Source organism: Devosia sp. (assembly GCF_036676215.1).
Lineage (GTDB): Bacteria > Pseudomonadota > Alphaproteobacteria > Rhizobiales > Devosiaceae > Devosia.
Genome location: NZ_JAKFDJ010000084.1, coordinates 15888 through 36803 on the forward strand (window position 1 = coordinate 15888; position 20916 = coordinate 36803).

A 20916-nucleotide genomic window follows, 5' to 3' on the forward strand; every position below is an offset into this window, starting at 1 on the left:
TCAGGCACCGCTAGCGCGGCTCCTCCATCAGGGAGCAGCTGGGCCTCGGGAGGCGTGACCTTTGACCCGGTACGCGCGCAGCAAATCCTCACATCCGCCGAATTCCGCGGCGCTGACGCCAATTGTGCCTTTGTTGGATGCGCGTCGTCCGGCGCTCCCGCAGTGGGGCAGTCTCAAGCGTTCGCGTTGCACAATCTTCACACCGCGCTGTCATCGGGCCTCACGGGCGCGGGCCAGATCGTGGCGATCGTGGACACCGGCTTTCGGACGAGCCATCAGGAATTTGCCGGCAAGACCATCTACCAGTCTGGTGCACTACCCAGTTCCGACCACGGCACGCACGTCGCCTCCCTGATCGCTGGCGTTCAGGACGGCAGCGTCATGCACGGCGTGGCGCCTGGTGCCGACCTGCACCTCACCGCGATCAACCCCACAGGTGGCACCACGTTGAACCTCGCCAACGTCACGACGGGAACCCTGCACGCTGCTTCGCTTGGTGCCGTTGCGCAGAATAACTCCTGGGGCTTCAATGTTTCGGCGGCCGACTTCGAGGCGCATCTGCAGGCCAATCCGGGGCGAACCGTAGCGCAGGGGCTTAACGCGGTGATCGGCAATTACGGATCGGCAAATTGGCAAGCCTATCTGGATGCGCTGTCGAGTTTTCAGAGTGGCGGCGTGGTCGTCTGGGCGCTATCGAACGACAATGCCATGACCTCGGGCGATGTCATGGCTGCCTTGCCCTACTTCGACCAGCGCCTGCAGGGCGCATGGGTTGCGGCAGCCAACGGCTATTTCGAGGTGGATGGGTCCGGCAGCATTACCAGGGCTATCCGTCTCTCGGCCGCCTGTGGAATGGCCGCGAGTTTCTGCATCGCGGGCGACGGGACCACGACAGCCGCCAATGCAAGCTCGGACACGGGCTATTCTGCCGGAACCGGCACCTCCTATGTCGCGCCGCAAATTGCAGGCACAGTGGCGCTGCTCGCCCAAGCATTTCCCGACCTCACCCCCGAAGAGTGGACGAAGCGTCTGCTGGCCAGCGCCGACAATAGCTGGTTCGGACGGCTGGGCGTGACCGTGAGCGGTTCGGTGGACTATGGGAACGGGGTCACCCACGCTTATTCGGGCGAATGGGGGCATGGTGTTCTCGATATTGCAGCCGCGCTCAGCCCCATTGGCAGTGTCTCGGTTCTCTCGGGCGAACACGTAGTCACGAGCGAGCGGGTCGGCCTGAGCGAGAGTATCGTCGCTACCCCCAACAGCTTCGGCGATGGACTGCAGACCGCCCTTGCCGGATCCGATATCGCCGTCTTTGATGCTTTGAACCGGAGTTACGCCGTAGAGGGCTCAGCTCTTGTTGCGGCGCAGACCACACCCATGCTGCCCGACCTGATGGCGTCAGTCGCGCCGCCGCGATGGGGCACTTTGCCGTCGCACCGCGCGTTTCTGGCGGGCGCACCCGGCGTTCGGGAAGCAGCGGGCGGCGGTCTGGCCGTGCTGAACTCGGCCAATGGCCTGTTCGAAACCTCTCCCGATGCGACGCCCCACCATGGCGCCTCGGTCTTTTCACTGGCCCGCGGGAGCATCGCTGCGACCTCGAGCCACCGCGCCGGTCCGCTTGAAGTCACCGCCATCGGCTTTGCCGGTCAAGGGGCAGCCGCCCGGACGAACACGGTTGCCGGCGCTGGGCTCAACCTGGCCATGGGGCAGGAGAGCCGTGTCAGCATAGGCGTGAGCTATTTGGGCGAGCAGGGCAGTCTTCTGGGTCTTTCGCAAGGCCAGGCATTTGGCTGGGGGGATGGCAGCGCTATCGCCACCCTGCATCTCGGGTTGGATCAGCAACTGACTTCCGGACTGGGGCTTTTCGGACGGTTCGAATATGGCAATGCCGCTCCCACCGGGAGCAGCACTGGGCTGGTCGCTTCGATGAGCGACGTTCGGTTCTCCGGCTTTGAAATCGGCGCGCGAATGGGGAGTGTTTTCTCGAAAGAGGACACGCTCAGCTTTTCGGTGGCGCAACCTCTGCGCATCGAAGACGGGACGATGGGCCTGCAACTTCCCACCGGGCGGACGAGCCAGGGCACGATCGAGCAGCGCCAGTTGGCGGCGGATCTCGAGCCTGCAGGACGAGAGCTCGACCTTGGCCTCGACTACCAAATTCCGGTTGGAACGGGCCAGTTGCAGCTAGGCCTGCAGTATCGGCTGGATTCCGGCCATGTGCAGGGCGCGTCGGCGATGGGCATGGCGATGGGCTTCGGGCAGTCGTTCTGATGCGTCGTTGAGGAAAATGTCCCCGCATTGCTCCGCCGGTACACGGACGCCATTGGAGAAATCGACGGGAGACTTCGAGGGCCGGAACGCCAGAGGTTTGCGCCGCGCTTCGGCTTGAGACAAGCCGGGCGCGACGGCGAGCAGTCAGGCCGATCTCGTGGGTCTCTGCGACGAAGGCGTTTCTGTTGCCGAGACAGCTTAAGTCAGGTCCCAGCCACATCTACGCAGACAAAAATGCGGCACTCAGGGGCTATTCAACATCTTCTGCCGAAAAGCCAGTGCGACATTGCTTTGCGCGGACCAACTCGCCTCAGGCGAGCCGGTCCCGCAATGAGTGGAGTTGGGGCTCCGGGCATACGCCCCGCTTCAAATCAGGGAGGCAATGGATGAGAACGCTGCTGCTTACGAAAGAGGAAGTAAGCAGATTGATCTGCATGAAGGAGGTTATCGACGCGGTCGAAGAGGCCTACCGAGCCTTCAATAGCAGTCAGGTACAAAATCCAGGATATATCGGAATACACCTGCCCGAGCCCCGCGGCGAGATAGACTTCAAGGTCGGATATTATGAGGTCAAGGAAGTAATTTCCATGAAGGCCTCTTCTGGAGGCTTTGCGAATAATCCGAAGTTACACGGCCTGCCCAGCGGCATGGGAACGATCCTTCTGTTCGATGCCCGAAGCTGTGCGCTGACTTGCGTGATGGACGGCAGCTTGATCACCGGGCTGAGAACAGGGGCTTCCGGGGCCGTATCCGTGAAAGCGCTCGCAAGAAAGAGCGCCAGGACAATCGCGTCGATTGGCACCGGAAATCAGGCAAGGATGCAAATCCGAGCGATCAAAGAAGTCATGAATATTGCGGAAATTCATGCATGGAGCCGCACCCCGGATGCATTGCTTCAATACAAGGCGGACATCGAGGGCGAGCTAGGTATTCCTGTCGTCATTTCGGATTCAAAAAAGACGGCGGTTGAGCAGGCCGATATCTTGATCACAGCGACACGCGGCAAAGGGGAGCTTGTGCAAGCAGATTGGATAAGGCCCGGTACACACATTGTCGCAATCGGCACCGATCAACGAGGCAAGCAGGAGCTGGATCCGGAGATATTCAGGAACGCCAAGATCGTCGTCGATTCAGCCGCGCAATGTACCGAAAAAGGCGAGACCTGGCATGCGCTCAACGGCGGTGTCATTGCCTATGATGACGTTCACGCTGAAATTGGCGAGATACTTCTCGGCAGAAAGCCCGGGCGAGAAAGTGAAGAAGAAATCACCATTTTCGACTCCACAGGAATGGCCGTACAAGACAATACGACGGCGAGCAGGATCTATGAGAACGCGTTAGAGAAAAACGTTGGTACTTTTTTCGATTTCTTCGAGCGATGATTTCGTCTCGCGGATATTTTGCAGATCGTCGTGAATCAACATCTGGAGTCAAATCCATGCGCAACTGCCCGACTATCCAGGACATTTTGGACGCTCGGGAACGACTGAAACCCCATATTCGGCATACGCCGCTCTTGCGTGCGGAAAAAACAGAGCCAGCCGTCGGTTGCCAGCTATATCTCAAACCGGAAAACCTTCAGATCACGGGCGCCTTCAAGATCCGCGGAGCCCTGAACAAGACCCTTTCGCTGTCAAGGAATGAGATTGCAAACGGCATAATTGCCACGTCCTCGGGCAATCACGCCCAGGGATTGGCCTACGCCGCCAGGTTGTTGGGCGTAAGGGCAATACTGGTCCTTCCCGTGACCACACCAAAAATCAAAGTTGAAAACACAAAAGCCCTAGGCGCGGAAATCATCCTCTTTGATGGCGATACTGCCGCCAGATGGAAAAGAGTCTACGAAATTGCCGATGAAAATGGCTATGCGACCGTTCACGCCTTTGAGGATCCTGTGGTTATGGCGGGGCAGGGGACAATTGGTTGCGAAATACTGCAGGACCTGGACGACGTGGACACCGTCATTGTTCCGGTAGGCGGCGGCGGACTCATCTCGGGCATCGCGACTGCCATTAAGGAGACCAAGCCCTCAGTGCGCGTCATAGGAGCCGAGCCTGTCCTTACACCGAAGTACTTTCACAGCCGGAAGAACGGCGAACGTACATCGCTGCCTCTCAAAAACACTATTGCGGATGGGTTGAGGATAAGTGTTCCGGGCCAAAACCCGTATCCCATCATCGAGAGGTATGTGGATGAGATCGTTCTTGTCGAAGAGGAACACATCATCGCGGGCATGCGGACCCTCGCCACAGATGCGAAACTGATCGCTGAACCAGCCGCCTCGATTGGTATCGGCGCTTTGCTGGCAGGCTCCATAGACGTCCGTCCGGACGAGAAGGTATGCGCGGTGTTGACTGGCGGGAACTGGGATATGTGGGATCTTGCCGAAATATACAAAGCAGCAGGGTAACAGGGTCCCGATCGAGACGCCTGATCCACAATCATCCGAGGTTGAAATTGCAGATCCGGGGCAATGGTAGCGTGCCATGCTCACCTTCTAGCGGCTCCCGATGCTCCATCAGCCACTCTCGGGCATTGTGAAGACTTCCCAGCCTCAGCCGTCACCATCCCGTTGCGTGGGTACGACACGCCCTGGCGTTTCCGCGCCGAATAGCCTTGCGTGGACGGGACAAACCACGGCCAAAATGCGATTCACGGCTGTAGGCCCGTGCGCCTCGGGGCCGCATTGCTAACGGGGTCGGGTGACCCCGTAGCTCTTTTCCAGCTTGCCAAGTTCAAGGCCGCAGGCAGGCGGTGAAACCAAAAGTGGCGGCGGCGGCTGTGGGCGATGGGCGGCTAGAACTTGTAGTTGAGGCCTGCACGAACCACGCTGAAGCGCTGGGTGGCGTCGATATTGCCCACGCCGGCCGGCAGGCCGTTATAGGCCTGTGTACCGAGATCGACATAGAGATACTCGGCTTTGATGGAGATGTTCTCGGTCGCCTGGGCTTCGAGGCCCGCGCCGACCGTCCAGCCCATATGGGTGGCGGACTGCGAGGTGGTGACGCCGCCCGGATTGGTGAGGCTGGCCGAGCCACGACCGGCGGCGAAGCCGGCGGTGACAAAGGGCATGACCTGGCCGAAGCTCATGCCGGCGCGGCCGCGAATGGTGCCGTAGAAGTCGATGCCGGCCTTGAACGAGCCGATGCCCGGCAGGTCTTCGGTATGGCCGACATTGGCCCATTGCAGGTCCGCTTCGCCGCCGATCACGAAGCCGCCGAGGTCCATATTGTAACCGGCCTGCGCGCCAACCTGGCCGCCGCTGGTATTGTTCTGGGTCTGCGCACCGCCGCCGGCAGGCTGACGGGTCAGCGTGCCCCAGGCATAGCCGGCATTGACGCCGGCATAAAAGCCCGACCAGCCGGAGGCGGGGGTGGGCGAATAGACCGGGCTGGCGCCGCTGTTCCAGCCGAGATCGGCCGCCTGGGCGGCGCTGGTCAGCAGAAGGATCGCGGAAAGCATGATGCCAAGGCGCTTCATGGATGTCCTCGTGTGTTCAAAAATGGGCCGATGAATTGTCTGCAAAATGCGACAGAAAAAATTAACACTGCGGTAAGGAACAAGGTTAACGCCACAGCGGCAGAGCATGGCCGGGCCTTGACCCTTGCGCAGTACGCATGGAACCCGGCGCGCTCGGACGGGCAGAGCCGACCTGTGGTGCGAATGTGTACAATTGACTTCCAAATGCCACCAATACAGGCAATATGGTTGCCGGTATATTCTGTAGGCAAAGTGGAAATCTCTCGTGTCGTCACCTGTTGAATCCGTCCGCTCCGCCTATGCGGCGCTGGCTGCCTATGCCGACCCGGCCCTGTTCATCAGCCTCAAGCCGGAGGCCGAGGCGCTGAAGGAGGCCGCGGCGCTGGAGGCGACCGGGCCTGTGGGCAAGCCGCTTTATGGGCTCACGCTGGGGGTGAAGGACAATATCCACGTTGCCGGCCTGCCCACCACGGCGGCCTGCCCGGCCTTCACTCATGTTCCCGGGCGCTCGGCGGCGGTGGTGCAAAAGCTTGAGGCAGCCGGCGCCATCGTCATTGGCAAAACCAATCTGGACCAGTTCGCCACCGGCCTGGTGGGCGTGCGCTCGCCCTATGGGGTGCCGCGCAATGCGTTGCGGAGCGATCTCATTCCCGGCGGCTCGAGTTCGGGCTCGGCAGTGGCGGTGGCGGCAGGGATTGTCGATTTCGCGCTGGGAACCGACACGGCCGGGTCGGGGCGGGTGCCTGCGGGCATGAACGGCATTGTCGGTCTCAAGCCGACGCTGGGCCTGCTCTCGTCCACCGGGATGGTACCGGCCTGCCGCACGCTGGATACGATTTCGGTCTTTGCGCGCGATGTCGAGACGGCGCGAAAGGTCACCGAGATCGCCGCCGGCTATGATGCGGCCGACGCCTATTCGCGGGTCTTGCCGACGCCTGCAGTGTCCGGTCTGCCGCCGCGCTTCAGGGTGGGCGTGCCGCCGTCCGCACAACGGCTGTTCTTCGGCGATGCCGCGGCGGAAGCGGCCTATGCGGCTGACCTCGAAAGGCTCGCGGCGCTGGGCGGGCAGATCATCGAGATCGACTTCGAGCCGCTGCATGCCGTGGCGCGGTTGCTCTATGAGGGACCATGGGTGGCGGAGCGCTATGCGGCGACCAAGCCGCTGATCGAAACGCAGCCCGAGGCGTTGCATCCGGTGACGCTCAAGATCATCGGCGGCGCTAATGGCCTGACGGCGGTTTCGGCCTTCGAGGCCGCCTACAAGCTGGCGGAGTATCGCCGCGCGGCGACGACGCTATTGGCGGGGATCGATATCCTCGCCGTGCCGACCGTGCCGCGCTTCTATACGCTGGCCGAGCTCGACGCCGAGCCGATCGCCTATAATTCCAATCTGGGCGCCTATACCAATTTCGTGAACCTGCTCGACATGGCTGCCATCTCGGTGCCGGTCGGCCGGCGCAGCGACGGCTTGCCGTCGAGCCTGACGCTGATCGGGCGGTCGGGCAGCGACGGTTATCTCGCCGGTATCGCGGCGGGTCTGGAGGGTTCTTCCGGGGCCACGGCGCTGCGGGCGGCGCCGGGGCAGATCGAGCTGGCGGTGGTCGGCGCTCATCTCAGCGGGCTGCCGCTCAACAAGGAACTGGTGGCGCTGGGCGCCAGCTTCCTGCGCAGCGTCGAGACCGTGCCGGACTACGCCCTCTATGCCCTGCCCAATACCGTGCCGCCCAAGCCGGGCCTGCTGCGCGGGTCGAGCGGCAGCGGCGCGTCGATCGCGGCCGAAGTCTGGGGGATCGATGCGGCCGGCTTCGGGCAGTTCGTGGCGGCCATCCCCTCGCCGCTGGGGATCGGCACGCTGCGCTTTACCGACGGAACGGAGGCCAAGGGATTTCTGGTGGAGGCCGAAGCGGTCAAGGGCGCCGAGGATGTCAGCGCCTATGGCGGCTGGCGGGCCTATGTCACCGCGCCGAAATCAGCCATGGGCTAGTTCGCCATAGGCCCCTTCGACGATGGCGATGTGCTGGCGCATCGCCGCTTCTGCGCCAGTCCGGTCGCCCTGCAATATGGCGTCGACCACCACGCCATGCTCGGCATGCGAACGGCTGAGCCGCCCCAGCGCCTGGAACTGGGCGCGGCGGAAGGGTTGCAGGCGCTGGCGGGTGGAGCGCGTCACCTCGGACAGATAGGCGTTGTGCGCGCCCTCATAGATGGCCGAGTGAAAGGCCTCATTGGCCTCGACATAGCTCGCATGATCGCCCTGCCGGACAATGGCGGCCATCTGCATATGCAGGGCATCGAGCGCATCGCGTTCGCTGGCGCTCATGGCAATGGCCGAGAGGCCGGCGCAAAGCGCTTCGAGATAACCCATGACCTCGAACATGCCGGCCAGCGTGGCGTCATCAGGCTTGGCGACGAGGGCGCGGGCATGGGGTTTCTGGTCGATCAGCCCGCTGGCGGCGAGCAGGCGCAAGGCTTCGCGGATGGGCGTCCGCGATACGGCGAATTCACTGGCCAGGCTGGTCTCGTCCAGCGGCGTGCCGGGAGCGAGTTCGCCGCAAATGATGCGGGCCGCCAATTGCTGGCGGATATCTTCTGCCGATGTGCGGGGGCGCTTGAGCACGCTCTTGGACCTTCTGTCGTTCAGGGTTTTGGCATCATGCTGACATGGGCTGCCGCGACGCACCAACCATCGGGTGTGCGCAGCCAGGTCTGCTGCTGCCGCCCGACCTGGCCGGGAAAGTCCTCCCGATAGAACAGCGTCGAGGCGGTGGCAACATCGCTGCCATAAGTGACGATGGTAAGGCGATCAAGCGTGCGGCTGAACGCGCGCTGCAGGGCGCGAAAGGCCCGGATTTCGTCAATGCCATACTGCAGCTCGCCTACGCCGTAACGGACGGTATCGGCCCGCTGCACGAACATGGCGTCGAGCGTCGCCGCGTCATTGGCCAGCAACGCCCGCTCATAGCGGTCGAAGGCGGCGCGGACTTCGGCGACGATGGCAGGATCGTTGAGAATCATGCTGGCGCACCCGCAATGGCCAGGTGCAGCGCAGCCAGCGGCGCAACCCAGCCGACAATGCCACCCTGGGCGGCGATCATTTCGATGGTGGCCGCCTTGAAGGCGGGGAAATAGCTTTCGGTGGCGTCTTCAATGAGCAGGCATTCATAGCCGCGGTCATTGGCCTCGCGCATCGAGGTCTGGACGCAGACCTCGGTGGTGACGCCGGCAAACACCAGGTGGGTGATGCCCAGTCCCTGCAGGGTTTCATGGATGCCGGTGGCCCAGAACATGCCCTTGCCGGGCTTGTTGATGACGATCTCGCCGGGCAGCGGCGCCAGCGCGTCGACGATCTGGTTGCCCGGCTCGCCGGCGATCAGGATGCGCCCCATGGCGCCCATTTCGCCGATGCGCAGGCCCGGCCTGCCGCGGGCGATCTTGGCGGGCGGGCAATCGGAAAGGTCGGCCTGGTGCGCCTCGCGGGTATGGACGATGGGCCAGCCCTGGCGGCGGAACAGGGCGATCAGCTCGGCGGCGGCGGGGATGATGGCTTCGAGCAAAGCCACATCATTGCCGAGGCTGGCGCCAAAGCCGCCGGGCTCGATGAAATCGCGCTGCATGTCGATGACGACAAGCGCTGTGTGGGCCGGATCGAGCTGGAAGGGATAGGGGCGGGCGGGGACGGGGATCATTGCAAGGCCCCCTCATCCGTCTCGCGCTGCGCGCGATCCACCTTCTCCCACGAGGGGAGAAGGTTGGCATCCAGTTCGGCCGACCACTGGGTCTCCTTCTCCCCTCGTGGGAGAAGGTGCCCGAAGGGCGGATGAGGGGGCTGCGGTGTCGGGTTCATCCCTTAATGCCCCGCCATGTGCTGGCCGATGGTATTGCGGTCCGTATCCTCGATCCTCGACACATAGGTGATGGTGCCCCCACTCATCACCGCCACGCGGTCCGCCAATTCCAAAATCTCATCCAGGTCCTCGCTCACCAGCAGCACCGCGGCGCCGCGATTGCGCTGTTCCATGATCTGGCTGCGGATCTCCGAGACCGAGGCGAAATCCAGCCCGAAGCAAGGATTGGCCACGATCAGCACATCGACATCGCCCGAGAGCTCCCGCGCCAGTACGGCGCGCTGCACATTGCCGCCGGACAGCGTCTCGATCGGCGCATCGGGCGAGGTGGTCTTGACGCGGTAGCGGGTGATCAGGTCCTCGGCGCGTCTGCGCATGGGGCCGGGGGACATCCACCAGCCGAACCGGGCAACCGGCGGCTTGTCGAAGTCGCGGAAGGCAATGTTTTCGGCGACGCTCATCTTGGGCGCCGTGGCGTTTCTGAGCGGCTCCTCGGGCAGGCCGAAGACCTTGAACTTGTCGAAGGCACTGCGCTTGGGGAAGAAGTTCTGGCCGTGGATGCGGATAACGCCATCCGACAGCGCCCGCTGCCCGGCCAAGGCTTCCACCAGCGCCGACTGGCCATTGCCCGAAACGCCGGCAATGCCGACGATCTCGCCGGCATTGACCTTGAGGTTGACCGCTTCGATGAGCCTGCCGCCATCGATGTCCTCGGCGAACAGTCCTGCCAGTTCGAGCACTTCGCGGGTCTCGTTGTGGACGCGGCGCGTGGCGCGTTCGCGCACTTCGGTGTCGCCGATCATCATCTGGCTCATCTCGGCTATGGTGGCCGATCGGGCGTCGCCGGTGCCGGTGAACTTGCCGCGCCGCAGCACCGTGAAGCCGTCGCAGAAGGCTTTTACCTCGCGGAACTTGTGCGAGATCATGAGGACCGTGATCTCCTTGCGTGCCGCCATGTCGCCGAGCAGGCCCAACATTTCGTCGGCCTCGCCCGGGGTCAGCACCGAGGTGGGCTCGTCCAGGATCATGAAGCGCTGGTCGAGATAGAGGAGCTTGAGGATTTCGAGCTTCTGCTTCTCGCCCGCCGAGAGGGAACTCACCTGCGCATCGAGCGGCACCTTGAACGGCATCTGCTCCATGAACGCGGCCAGCGCCTGCTTTTCGCGTCTCCAGTCCATCACCGCCGGGGCGTCGGCGCGGGAGATGACGAGGTTTTCCGCGGCGGTCAGGCAGGGCACCAGGGTGAACTGCTGATAGACCATGCCAATGCCGTTGGCGCGGGCGTCCTTGGGCGAGCGGATCGAGACTTCCCTGCCGTCGAGCAGCACCTGGCCCTTGTCGGCCGAATAAAAGCCCATGATGGATTTGACCAGCGTGGACTTGCCGGCGCCATTCTCGCCCAGCAGCGCGTGAAACGAGCCGGCCGGGATATCGATGGTGACGTCATCCAGCGCCACCAGCGGCCCGAAGATCTTGGTCATGCCGATGGCTTGCAGCGACGGCGCGCGGCCGGCGGCGAGGATGGGGGCGGCGGCGTTCATGGCAGCACCGCCAAGAGCTCGGTTGAGTTGGAGACCGCACCGAAGACGCCGCCCTGCATCTTGATCATGTCGATAGCGGCCAGGTGGTTCTCCACCTTGGTGGCGGCGCAGCAATCTTCCAGCAGCAGGCATTCATAGCCACGGTCATTGGCGTCGCGCATGGTGGTGTGGACGCAGACATCGGTGGTGACGCCGGTGAAAATCAGGTTGCGGATATTGCGCATGCGCAGCACCAGCTCGAAATCGGTGGCGATGAATGTGCCCTTGCCGGGCTTGTCGATGATCTGCTCGCCAGCCAGAGGCTGCAGTTCGGGAATGATCTCCCAGCCCGGCTCGCCGCGCACCAGAATGCGGCCGCAGGGACCCTGGTCCCCAATGCCGGCGCCGATGCGCTGCGAGCGCCAGCGCTTGTTGGCGGGCAGATCGCTCAGGTCCGGCTTGTGGCCCTCTCGGGTGTGGATAATGGGGTAGCCCTTCGCCCGCATCCCGCCGAGTACCGTCTGGATCGGGCCGATGGGCGCCCGCGTCAGGGAAATGTCGTAGCCCATGGTGTCCACGTACCCGCCCGGGGCGCAGAAATCGACCTGCATGTCGATGACGATCAGCGCTGTATTGTGCGGCCCCCAATTGCCGTCGAAGGGCCAGGGATAGGGATCGGCACTGGCAATGGTCGTGCCGCCGGGGACCAAGGCCTCGTCGATGCGTTCGTCGGTCAAGCTCATGGTCAGCCTCATTTTGTGATCGAGAGTTCGCCCGGCACGTCGCGTGCCGCGCCTTTGGACCGAGCCGAGGCGATCATGATGAAGAGCGTGAGGATGTAGGGGGCGGCATTGAAGAAGTAATAGCCCTGCGAAATGCCGACCGATTGCAGCGATGGGCCGATGGCCCCGGCGGCGCCGAACAGCAAGGCGGCCCAGATGCAGCGGATCGGGTCCCAGCGGGCAAAGATCACCAAGGCCACGGCCATCAGGCCCTGGCCGGAGCTTAGCCCCTGGTTCCAGGAGCCGGGATAGTAGAGCGACAGGAATGCGCCACCGGTGCCGGCAAGGAAGCCGCCCGCCGCTGTGGCCAGGAACCGCACCCAGTCGACCGAGACGCCCATGGCCCTGGCCGAGGCGGCGCTGTCGCCGGTCATGCGCACGATGAGGCCCCAGCGGGTGTTGGCAAAGGCCCAGCTCATGGCAAAGGCGAGGATAATGCCGACGAACCAGAGCGGGTTGACCTGCAGCGCCTGTGCCAAGGCCGAATTTCCGGTCCAGTCGCCGAGGTGGATGGCGTCGAGCCGTGGGGCAGAGGGCTGGATATAGGGCTTGCCGAAGAAGAAGGCGGTGCCGGTGCCAAAGCTCATGATGGCGATGCCGACGGCGATGTCGTTCACCCTTGGCAGCTTGCAGATATAGCCGTGCAACGCGCCGAGGATCAGTCCCGAGCCACCCGCTGCCAGCACGCCGATCCACGGATTGCCGGTGTGGAAGCTGATGGCATAGGCGACCATGGCGCCCAGCACCAGATTGCCCTCGAGCCCCAGATTGATGCGGCCCGATTTTTCGGTCAGGCACTCGCCCAAAGCCACGAACATGAAGGGCGTCGAGACGCGGATGGCGCCGCCCAGCATGGCGATGAGGACGGTGATGAAGGCACTTTCCATCATGTCCGGTCCCCCTTGGCTTCGGGCTGGAAGAGTTTGATGCGGCCATAGAGCGTGTCGCTGGCCAGCAGCACGACGAAGATGATGCCCTGCAGCACCAGCACAGTCGCATCGGGCATGCCCATGCGCCGCTGCACCAGTCCGCCGGCGGCGGCAATGGCGCCGAAAATGATGGCCACCGGCACGATCATCAGCGGGTTATGCCGCGCGAGGAAGGCGACGAGGATGCCGGTAAAGCCATAGCCGGCGACCAGCGAGGCATTGGCCTGGCCGTGGATGACGGTGACTTCGAAGAAGCCGGCCAGACCCGCGCAGGCTCCAGCAATGGTGCAGCAGGCGACCATCAGGAAACCCACCGGCAAGCCCTGCGCCTTGGCGGCGCGGACATTGCCGCCGGTCATGCGCGCGGCAAAGCCGAAGGTGGTGCGCGACATGAGGATGAGGAGGATGATCGAGAGCACGACCCCGGCGGCGAAGCCCCAATGCACGTCGGTGCCGGGAATGGAGCCGATGCGATAGGCGTCGCCGATTGGCATGGTGGAGGGCTTGTTGGCCGAGGCGGGATCGCGCAGTGCGCCCTCGACGAAGAAGTTCATGATGGCGATGGCGATATAGCTCAGCAGCAGTGACGAGATGGTTTCGTTGACGCCGCGATAGTGGCGTAGCCAGCCGGCCAGCCCGATCCAGAGGCCACCCGCCGCCATGGCGGTGATGGCCATGATGAGCCAGGCCATGGGCGCCGCGGCGCCGCCGGTCACCAGCGGGATGGCAATGGCCGCCGCAGCAAAGCCGCCCAGCACCAACGCACCCTCGGCGCCGATCATGGTGAGCCCGATGCGCGCGGGCACCGCGAAGGCCAGCGCGGTGAGGATCAGCGGCGCGGAACGCTGCAGCGATTGCTGGATGGAAAAGCTCGAACCGAAGCCGCCGGTCCAGACCAGGGAGAAGAAGTCGATCGGCGATTTGCCGATGACGAGAAGGAAGAGCGAGAAGATGAGGAACGAGCCGACCAGCGCGAAAACCGGCACGAAGATGGATTCGGCCGCCTTGAGCGTGCGCACGCTTGGGGTGCGAGTCGGAGCATCGAGGGTTGGGCTGGCGACGGTCATTCAAGCCTCACTGAACTCGCTGTGGTCGCCCCTCTGCCCTTGTGGGAGAGGGTGCCGAGAGGCGGGTGAGGGGGCTTTCTGAGATCGCGCCCCCTCATCCGGCGCTGCGCGCCACCTTCTCCCCCAGGGGGAGAAGGGGAGCCGGTGGGGGTAAGGCGCCTTAGGTGATCGAGCCCACCACGCCTTCGAGCAGGTAGTTCATGCCGTCGAGCACCGGGTCGTAATTATCCATGCTGCCTTCGATGACGACATTGCCCGTATTGTCCTTGAGCGGGCCGACATAGATCGGCTCGCCCGCCTTGAGGGCGGCGATGGCGGCGTCGGCTGCGGTGATGGCTTCGGGCGTGGCGCCGGCGCCATAGGGCGTGTTCTGCAGCATGTCATTGTGGTAGCCGCCGGCCACGAAATTGGGCAAAGGCTCGCCCTTGGCCAGCAGATCGGCATACATCGCGTAGATGGTGCTCCACTTGTATTCGGCGCCAGTGATGAAGCCGTTGGGCGCGAGCGGGGCCTGGCTGGCATTGTGGCCGCAGGTCTTGACGCCCCGGCCTTCGGCCGTTTCCACCACCACTTTGGGGCCGTCGACATGGCAGGTGATGACGTCGCAACCGGCGTCGATCAGCGCGTTGGTAGCTTCAGCCTCGCGCACCGGCATCGACCACTCGCCGGTGAAGATCACCTGCACCGTCGCGGCGGGATTGGTCTTCCTGGCGCCCAGCAGGAACGAGTTGATGTTGGAGAGCACCGAGGGAATCGGCTTGGCGGCGACGAAGCCGAGCTTGCCGGTCGGGCTCGACAGGCCGGCGGCCACGCCGTCCACGTAATGGCCCTGGTTGAGATAGCAGAAGTAGGACCCAGCATTGGCGGGGTCGGCGTCGGTCCATAGCGGCGCCGCGTGGCGGAACTGCACGTCGGGATATTTCTTGGCCAGTTCGACCACGAAGGGGCTGTAATAGCCGAAGGACGTGGCGAGGATCAGGTTGGCGCCATCGAGGTTGATCATGGATTCGATGGACTGGCTGACCGCGTCGGTCTCGGGAACGTTCTCTTCCTCGATGACGGTGACGCCGGGCACGGTCTTGAGGATTTCCATGGCGGTGGCATGGGCCTGGTTCCAGCCGAAGTCATCGCGCGGGCCAACATAGACGGCGCCCAGCACGATGGGGGATTGTGCCCGGGCCAGGCCCATGGGCAGTGCCGCCGCGGCCAGGCCGGCGGCGCCAGCCTTCAGCAATGAGCGGCGGGAAAGGTTGATAAGCGACATTGACGAGCTCCCTGCACCGAGAGACGCGCCTCTCTGGCGGCGTCGGAAGACTCAATGCAAGGGTCATGCCAGCTTGTGTACAACGCTAGCTGCGAAAAATATTCATCAGTAACAACGGCTTAGCAATTGCGGGTGAGCGATGGCGCCTCTGTCTCTGCTCAACTTGTATGCCGAATGATTACAAATGCACAAATATTATGCATCTAGTACGTCATTGCATACAATGACTTTGCCATGCGTTAACGCGAGAAGTCAGGCCGTGGACGCGGGAAGGGCGTGGTGCCGGCTGGCGTGGGGATCAGACCCGGCCGCAACTCGACGGCGAGGGAGGCTTCGGCCACCGGCGCAGTAAAGACCGGCACATGGTGCGGGCGCGGGCGGGGCAGGCTGATGCCGACGGCGATACGGCCGAGGTCGGTTGCCACATAGGGATTGGGCGCGATCGTATCGGTCAGATTGCTGGGCTGGCCCTCGAGCCCCATGGGAAAGGCCGCTTCCTGCGCGGCGACATAGGCCTTGGCCTCCTTGCCGCAGATCAGCGGGCGCATGTTGACCGGGGTGGCGCCCGGGCTGTTGCCCAAGGCCAGCACAGTCTGCCCGTTGGGCTGGGCCGCTCCGGTCAGTCCCTTGAGGATCAGCTCGGCGGCGCGTTCATTGCGTTCGCGCGCCGAGGAGCCGCCCAGGATCACGGCCAGCATGCGCCGGCCATTGCGCTCGACCGTGGCCACCATGTTGAGGCCCGAGGCGCAGACAAAGCCGGTCTTCATGCCGGTGGTGCCGGCAAAGCTGGTCAGCAGCTTGTTTTCCGATTCCAGTGTCTTGCCGTTCAGCACCACCGCTTCGGTGCCGAAAATGGGCAGGTATTGCGGGAAGTTCTGTCGGATATAGAGTGATAGGATTGCCAGGTCGCGCGCCGAGGTGACCTGGGCGGGATCGTGCAGGCCATTGGGATTGGTGTAATGGGTGGCCGTCAGGCCCATGCGCGCGGCGGCGTCGTTCATCATGCCAACAAAGGCGGCTTCGTCGCCCCCGATGGTCTCGGCGATGGCGACGGAGATGTCGTTGGCCGATTTGACCAGCATGACATAGAGCGCGTCCTGCAGCGTCAGGGCGCTGCCGACGGCAAGACCGGATTTGGAGGGCGCCTCGTTGAAGGCGTTTTTCGAAACGATCACCGGCGTATCGAGGCTCACCTTGCCCTGGGCGATCTGCTCGAAGGTCACATAGGCGGTCATCAGCTTGGTCAGCGAAGCAGGATGCCAGGGCTGGCCGGCCTCCTGGGCATGGAGCACGTTGAAATTGTCCATGTCGATCAGCAGCATCGGATTGGCACGGGTCGGCGCCAGGCTCAGCAGGGCCAGCAGGAGGACGAGGACAAGACGGCGGGCAAACAGCACGGGTGGACGGCTCCGACAAGGCAGGAAAGTCGGCCTCCTCATAGCAGCGGGTCAGGCATAGCTCAATGCAAGGCAGGCTAAGCTGACGGGGTTTTGAACCCTGCTGACAGGATCTGTCGCTTTCGGGCGACAGTCTGGCCGCAGCACAAGGAGACGCCAGATGACGACGATCGTGACCATTCTCAGCGAGGGCTATGCCGATTGGGAAACCGCGCTGCTCAATGCAGGTGCGCGGCAATATTACGGCATCGAGACGCGCTTTGCGACGCCGGGCGGCAAGCCGGTGACTTCGGCCGGCGGGCTCAAGGTCATGCCGGACCTGGCAGTAGAAGATATCGACGTCGAGGCCATCGACGCGCTGGTGGTCAATGGCGGCACCGCCTGGAGCCGGGACGATGCGCCCGATATCGGCGCGGTGCTGATCGCGGCGCGTGATGCCGGCAAGACGGTGGCGGGCATTTGCGATGGCACGCTGGCATTGGCCCGGGCGGGCCTGCTGGATATGGTCAGGCACACGTCGAACTCGGCGGAAAACCTCGATCCGACCGGTTATGCCGGCAAGGCGCAGTATCAGGACCAGGCCGGGGCCGTAGTTGATGGCAGGATCGTCACCGCCCCTGGTACGGCGCCGGTGAGCTTCATGGGCGGCGTGCTCGAAACGCTTGGCCTGCGCAATGGCGATCTGGATTTCTATCTCGGAATGTATGGCGCCGAACACCGGGCGGCGTGATCCTCACCTCTCCCTTTGGGTGGAGAGGCCTGTGGGCGCCGGGTGAGGGGCCTTCCCATCGACCGGCTCCAGAAAAGACCCCCTCACCCGACCGAAGACGGTCGACCTCTCCCCCAAAGGGAGAGGTAAGGAAGGGTGCCTTAAACCGGCAGCATCAAGGTCGTCCTGCGCGATACGGTCCCACTCAGCGGCAGGTCCGCCGATGACAATCCGACGCGCAGGGTGAAGCGGCCGTCCTCGACCAGCCAGTGTTTGGCCTTTGTGCGGTAGAAGGCAAAGGCGCGGGCGTCGAGCGTCATGGTCACCTGGCGGCTTTCGCCGGCCTTGAGCAGCACCTTGCGGAAGGCCTTGAGCTCCTTGGCCGGGCGCGGGTCGGAGGAGACCTCATCGGAGACATAGAGCTGCACCACGGCCGCGCCGTCGCGGTCGGATATATTGGAGATGGTGACGCCCACCATCACCGCGCCCGCGGCCTCGAATTCGGCATCGTCCACCGTGAGGTCGGCCAGCGCGAAACGCGCATAGCCCAGCCCGAAGCCGAAGGGGAAGAGCGGGGTGAGGCCCAGCCGGTCATAATGCCGATAACCGACGAAAATGCCCTCTTCGTAGCGCACCTTGCCCTCGAGGCCGGGATAGACTTCGCGATCCTGGCTATGGGCAGGATTGTCGGCCCAGCGCACCGGGAAGGTCTGCGGTAGGCGACCGGAGGGTTCGGCGACCCCCAGCAGCACGTCGGCAATGGCATTGCCGGCCTCCTGGCCGGGATACCAGGCCTGCAGCAGCGCCGCGACCGAGCCGATCCAGGGCATTTCCACCGGCCCGCCGGTCTGCAGCACGACGATGGTGTTGGGATTGGCATTGGCCACGGCCGCGACCAGCTCGTTCTGGCGGCCGGGCAGGTCGATCGAGGACAGGTCGCTGCCTTCGGTGTCCCATTCGCCATTGCGGCCGACAAAGACGATGGCCGTATCGGCATTGCGGGCAGCCAGCACCGCCTCGGCGATGGCTTCATTGCCCAGCGGCAGGCCGATGCCGGCGGCGAAGGCGGCCAGGCCCAGCGTCGCAAAATCCTTGGTGGCAAATTCGATCACCACCTCATGGGCGCGGCCGGCCTCAAGCTCGACCGTCCCGACGACCTCGTCGCAGCCTTCCTCGAAGAAGGTGCGGCCCTTGGCCCAGTTGGTCCAGGCATCGGCGACCAGCTTGCCATCGACATAGACCTTGGCGAAGCCCGCTGAATAGATGCCGACGCGATGGATGCCGCTGGTCTCGGGCGTGAAGCTGCCGGTGAGTCGCGCCGAGAAGTGCAGCGCATCGACCTTGCCCTCGGCGACATTGCCGATCCAGAAGGCCTGCGCCTCATCCTGCGTGCCGACATGCACGGGTTCGCCGCTCAGCTTGTCATTGGCGAAATATTCTATCCTGAACGACCCGCGTAGCACCGGCTCGAAGCGGTGATTGGTGCAGCCGGGGGTGTAGCGCAGGCGATCCTCGCCGACCGCCTCGACCAGCCCCTGCCAGGGCGAGATGCGGTAATGCGCGTTGAGCTGGGCGCTGCCGCCGCCCATGATCTGGGCGATTCTGGCGTTCGGCCCGATGACGGCGATACTGCCATCGCCCTTGAGCGGCAGCGCGCCATTGTTCTTGAGCAGCACCGCGGCTTCCGCGCCGGCGCGGCGGATCAGCGCCCGATGCTCGGGGCGGTCATGGGCGTGTTCTTCGAACGGACGATGGTCATCAAGGGAGCCGACCCGCTCCATCAGTCGCAGCATGTTGACCACACGCTGGCGCAAGGTGGCTTCGCTGACCGCCCCGGAATTGACGGCATCGATCAGCTTCTGCCCGCGATCACGCGAGGGCCCGGGCATTTCGAGTTCGAGGCCGGCATTGACCGTTTCCGCGGTCGAATGGCTGCCGAACCAGTCGGACATGACGATGCCGCTATACCCCCAATCCTTGCGCAGCACATCGGTCAGCAACCAGTTGTGCTCGGACGTGAAGGTGCCGTTGAGCCGGTTATAGGAGCTCATCACGCCCCAGGTATGGGCCTTCTTCACCGCCCATTCGAAAGGGATGAGATAGATTTCGCGCAAGGACCGCTCGTCGATCTCGCTCGAAATCGTCGTCCGCTCGATCTCTGATTCATTGCCGGCAAAATGCTTGATGGTGGCACCGATCCCCTGCCCCTGCAGGCCCACAATATAGGCGACGGCCAGCTCGCCCGAGAGGATGGGATCTTCCGAATAGCATTCGAAATTGCGGCCATTGGTGACCGAGCGGTGGATATTGACCGTCGGCGCCAGCAGCATATGGGCCTGCTTGGATTTAACCTCGTCGGCCAAAGCGGCGCCGATCTGCTGGACCAGCTCGACATTCCAGGTGGCGCCGAGCGCGATGCCGACCGGAAAGCTGGCGGACTTGACGCCGCCGATGAGCGAGCCGCCGCCGCGTGCGCCATTGGGGCCGTCGGTGACGCGCAGCTTGCCGATGCCCAGGCGCGCAATGGCCGGAACGGACCAGAAGTCCTCGCCAGACAGGATCGACACCTTTTCCTCTAGGGTCATCTGGTCGGCAAGCTGTTCGATACGATCGGTCATGGGGGCTCCTCAGGCGCGTCTTCTTATGGCCGATACAAAGACAGCCCCGGCAAGGGGGCTGTCAATTCCGATGGGCAGGTCAAGTGGGCGAAAGGTCAGCGCGCGGCGATCGGCGCCTTGCGGGTACGGCCCCAGGCCACAAACAATGACAGCGCCAGCAGCATCAGGTTGATCGGCAGCGATGTCGCCGTTTCGCCCAGCGAGGCATGGACGCCGATGGCCAGCACCTGGATGATGGCAAAGCCGAGCGCCGCGAGCGGGGTGAGGTAGGGCAGGGTGCCGGTGATGGCGGGCAGGACCATGCCTAGCGCGCCGGCGATTTCGACCAAGCCAATGAACCGCACCAGCAGTTCGGGGGTCGAATTGACCCAAGCCATCATGGCGCCCAGCGCCTCGACGGGCTGCAGCAGCTTCATGACGCCAGCGGCGCCGAATACCAGCGCCAGCAGCACCTGCGCCACCCAAAGCCCGATAGTCCACCAGTTCCGGCCGGCGGCGCCGCTTGTCACGTCCGTCATGTCACACCCAAAATTTGGCCGGTGCGACAATCGCACCCTAGGCACAGAAGAGAACTATGTCTATATTAGTGCCTCGGTACCCACCACAAGAAGGCACAGAAATGTCACTGCAGGACACCTCGAAGTCAGACAATTGCCACGCGATGTCGGACGTCCTCAACCGCATCGGCGACAAGTGGAGCGTGATGGTGGTGGGCATGCTGGGCCGCAGCGGCACGCTGCGCTTCAACGAACTCAAGCGCATGATCAACGGCGTTTCCCAGCGCATGCTAACCCTGACGCTGCGCAACCTGGAGCGCGATGGGCTGGTGACGCGCAAGATCTATCCGGAGGTGCCGCCCCGCGTCGAATACGGCCTGACCGAACTGGGCAAGACCCTGGACGGCCCCATCAGCAAGCTTTGGGACTGGTCGGCAGAAAACTACGGCTCCATCGTCGATGCCCGCGCCATCTATGACGCCCGCGCCAGCGCGGCCGCCGCCGAGGAGCCGCGCAAGGTCGCTTACGCCCGGGGCT

The 20916-nt window shown here is 63.8% G+C and carries 18 protein-coding genes; 6 read left to right on the forward strand and 12 right to left on the reverse strand.

What is annotated here, in order from left to right:
- Window positions 1–54 precede the first annotated feature (54 nt).
- The 3 genes from V6M52_RS09005 (at window position 55) to V6M52_RS09015 (ending at window position 4681) form a co-directional block, all read left to right on the forward strand.
- Window positions 55–2271 carry a S8 family peptidase gene (locus V6M52_RS09005; protein WP_332700772.1) on the forward strand — a complete coding sequence of 739 codons (2217 nt, stop codon included), beginning with the start codon at window positions 55–57 and terminating at the stop codon, window positions 2269–2271.
- Window positions 2272–2657: 386 nt separating this feature from the next.
- Entirely contained in the window at window positions 2658–3653 is a 996-nt protein-coding gene (locus V6M52_RS09010; protein ID WP_332700773.1) for an ornithine cyclodeaminase family protein, read from the forward strand.
- A 56-nt stretch (window positions 3654–3709) separates the two neighbouring features.
- Window positions 3710–4681 carry a threonine/serine dehydratase gene (locus V6M52_RS09015; protein WP_332700774.1) on the forward strand — a complete coding sequence of 324 codons (972 nt, stop codon included), beginning with the start codon at window positions 3710–3712 and terminating at the stop codon, window positions 4679–4681.
- Between the two features lie 386 nt (window positions 4682–5067).
- On the opposite strand, the gene V6M52_RS09020 is transcribed toward V6M52_RS09015, so the two are convergent.
- Window positions 5068–5751, reverse strand: a complete 684-nt coding sequence (locus V6M52_RS09020; RefSeq protein WP_332685631.1) for an outer membrane protein — start codon at window positions 5749–5751, stop codon at window positions 5068–5070.
- Between the two features lie 265 nt (window positions 5752–6016).
- On the opposite strand from V6M52_RS09020, the gene atzF reads away from it, so the two are divergent.
- Window positions 6017–7735 carry an allophanate hydrolase gene (gene atzF, locus V6M52_RS09025; RefSeq protein WP_332700775.1) on the forward strand — a complete coding sequence of 573 codons (1719 nt, stop codon included), beginning with the start codon at window positions 6017–6019 and terminating at the stop codon, window positions 7733–7735.
- On the opposite strand, the gene V6M52_RS09030 is transcribed toward atzF, so the two are convergent.
- The 9 genes from V6M52_RS09030 to V6M52_RS09070 all read right to left on the reverse strand — a co-directional run bounded on the left by V6M52_RS09030 (window position 7721) and on the right by V6M52_RS09070 (window position 16555).
- A complete protein-coding gene (locus V6M52_RS09030; RefSeq protein WP_332685635.1) occupies window positions 7721–8368 on the reverse strand; it encodes a GntR family transcriptional regulator in 648 nt (215 codons plus the stop codon). The two genes, atzF and V6M52_RS09030, sit on opposite strands and share 15 nt — an antisense overlap.
- Window positions 8369–8388: 20 nt before the next feature.
- Window positions 8389–8766, reverse strand: a complete 378-nt coding sequence (hpxZ, locus tag V6M52_RS09035; RefSeq protein ID WP_332700776.1) for an oxalurate catabolism protein HpxZ — start codon at window positions 8764–8766, stop codon at window positions 8389–8391.
- Window positions 8763–9437, reverse strand: coding sequence for a cysteine hydrolase family protein (locus V6M52_RS09040; protein ID WP_332700777.1), 675 nt, complete (start codon window positions 9435–9437; stop codon window positions 8763–8765). The genes hpxZ and V6M52_RS09040 overlap by 4 nt, the downstream gene beginning before the upstream one ends.
- A 161-nt stretch (window positions 9438–9598) precedes the next feature.
- Window positions 9599–11137: an ABC transporter ATP-binding protein gene (locus V6M52_RS09045; RefSeq protein ID WP_332700778.1), complete on the reverse strand. Its 1539-nt coding sequence runs from the start codon at window positions 11135–11137 to the stop codon at window positions 9599–9601.
- Window positions 11134–11859 carry a biuret amidohydrolase gene (biuH, locus tag V6M52_RS09050; protein ID WP_332700779.1) on the reverse strand — a complete coding sequence of 242 codons (726 nt, stop codon included), beginning with the start codon at window positions 11857–11859 and terminating at the stop codon, window positions 11134–11136. Before biuH ends, V6M52_RS09045 begins: the two co-directional genes overlap by 4 nt.
- An 8-nt stretch (window positions 11860–11867) precedes the next feature.
- Window positions 11868–12788, reverse strand: coding sequence for an ABC transporter permease (locus V6M52_RS09055; protein WP_332700780.1), 921 nt, complete (start codon window positions 12786–12788; stop codon window positions 11868–11870).
- The gene (locus tag V6M52_RS09060; RefSeq protein WP_332700781.1) at window positions 12785–13894 is read right to left on the reverse strand and encodes an ABC transporter permease; all 1110 of its coding nucleotides are present in this window, start codon (window positions 13892–13894) and stop codon (window positions 12785–12787) included. The genes V6M52_RS09055 and V6M52_RS09060 overlap by 4 nt, the downstream gene beginning before the upstream one ends.
- Before the next feature lie 160 nt (window positions 13895–14054).
- Complete coding sequence (locus V6M52_RS09065) at window positions 14055–15158, reverse strand: BMP family ABC transporter substrate-binding protein (protein ID WP_332700782.1); 1104 nt, start codon at window positions 15156–15158, stop codon at window positions 14055–14057.
- Window positions 15159–15397: 239 nt separating this feature from the next.
- Window positions 15398–16555, reverse strand: coding sequence for a D-alanyl-D-alanine carboxypeptidase family protein (locus tag V6M52_RS09070; RefSeq protein WP_332685892.1), 1158 nt, complete (start codon window positions 16553–16555; stop codon window positions 15398–15400).
- Window positions 16556–16715: 160 nt separating this feature from the next.
- On the opposite strand from V6M52_RS09070, the gene V6M52_RS09075 reads away from it, so the two are divergent.
- A complete protein-coding gene (locus tag V6M52_RS09075) occupies window positions 16716–17285 on the forward strand; it encodes a DJ-1/PfpI family protein (RefSeq protein WP_332700783.1) in 570 nt (189 codons plus the stop codon).
- Between the two features lie 140 nt (window positions 17286–17425).
- Here the strand turns inward: V6M52_RS09075 and V6M52_RS09080 are convergent, their stop codons facing one another.
- Together V6M52_RS09080 and V6M52_RS09085 are read right to left on the reverse strand one after the other, a co-directional pair.
- Window positions 17426–19882, reverse strand: coding sequence for a beta-glucosidase (locus tag V6M52_RS09080; protein WP_332700784.1), 2457 nt, complete (start codon window positions 19880–19882; stop codon window positions 17426–17428).
- 95 nt (window positions 19883–19977) lie between these two features.
- Entirely contained in the window at window positions 19978–20400 is a 423-nt protein-coding gene (locus tag V6M52_RS09085) for a DoxX family protein (RefSeq protein WP_332700785.1), read from the reverse strand.
- A gap of 101 nt (window positions 20401–20501) precedes the next feature.
- Between V6M52_RS09085 and V6M52_RS09090 the strand changes: the two genes are divergently transcribed.
- The coding region (locus V6M52_RS09090) for a winged helix-turn-helix transcriptional regulator (RefSeq protein WP_332700786.1) at window positions 20502–20916 on the forward strand (415 nt) is incomplete at its 3' end.

Excerpts from the sequence above, each read along its gene's own strand:
- V6M52_RS09010 (WP_332700773.1), top strand. The coding sequence starts at position 2,658 with ATGAGAACGCTGCTGCTTACGAAAGAGGAAGTAAGCAGATTGATCTGC.
- V6M52_RS09015 (WP_332700774.1), top strand. The coding sequence starts at position 3,710 with ATGCGCAACTGCCCGACTATCCAGGACATTTTGGACGCTCGGGAACGA.
- V6M52_RS09020 (WP_332685631.1), bottom strand. The coding sequence starts at position 5,751 with ATGAAGCGCCTTGGCATCATGCTTTCCGCGATCCTTCTGCTGACCAGC.
- hpxZ (WP_332700776.1), bottom strand. The coding sequence starts at position 8,766 with ATGATTCTCAACGATCCTGCCATCGTCGCCGAAGTCCGCGCCGCCTTC.
- V6M52_RS09040 (WP_332700777.1), bottom strand. The coding sequence starts at position 9,437 with ATGATCCCCGTCCCCGCCCGCCCCTATCCCTTCCAGCTCGATCCGGCC.
- V6M52_RS09045 (WP_332700778.1), bottom strand. The coding sequence starts at position 11,137 with ATGAACGCCGCCGCCCCCATCCTCGCCGCCGGCCGCGCGCCGTCGCTG.
- biuH (WP_332700779.1), bottom strand. The coding sequence starts at position 11,859 with ATGAGCTTGACCGACGAACGCATCGACGAGGCCTTGGTCCCCGGCGGC.
- V6M52_RS09055 (WP_332700780.1), bottom strand. The coding sequence starts at position 12,788 with ATGATGGAAAGTGCCTTCATCACCGTCCTCATCGCCATGCTGGGCGGC.
- V6M52_RS09060 (WP_332700781.1), bottom strand. The coding sequence starts at position 13,894 with ATGACCGTCGCCAGCCCAACCCTCGATGCTCCGACTCGCACCCCAAGC.
- V6M52_RS09065 (WP_332700782.1), bottom strand. The coding sequence starts at position 15,158 with ATGTCGCTTATCAACCTTTCCCGCCGCTCATTGCTGAAGGCTGGCGCC.
- V6M52_RS09075 (WP_332700783.1), top strand. The coding sequence starts at position 16,716 with ATGACGACGATCGTGACCATTCTCAGCGAGGGCTATGCCGATTGGGAA.
- V6M52_RS09080 (WP_332700784.1), bottom strand. The coding sequence starts at position 19,882 with ATGACCGATCGTATCGAACAGCTTGCCGACCAGATGACCCTAGAGGAA.
- V6M52_RS09085 (WP_332700785.1), bottom strand. The coding sequence starts at position 20,400 with ATGACGGACGTGACAAGCGGCGCCGCCGGCCGGAACTGGTGGACTATC.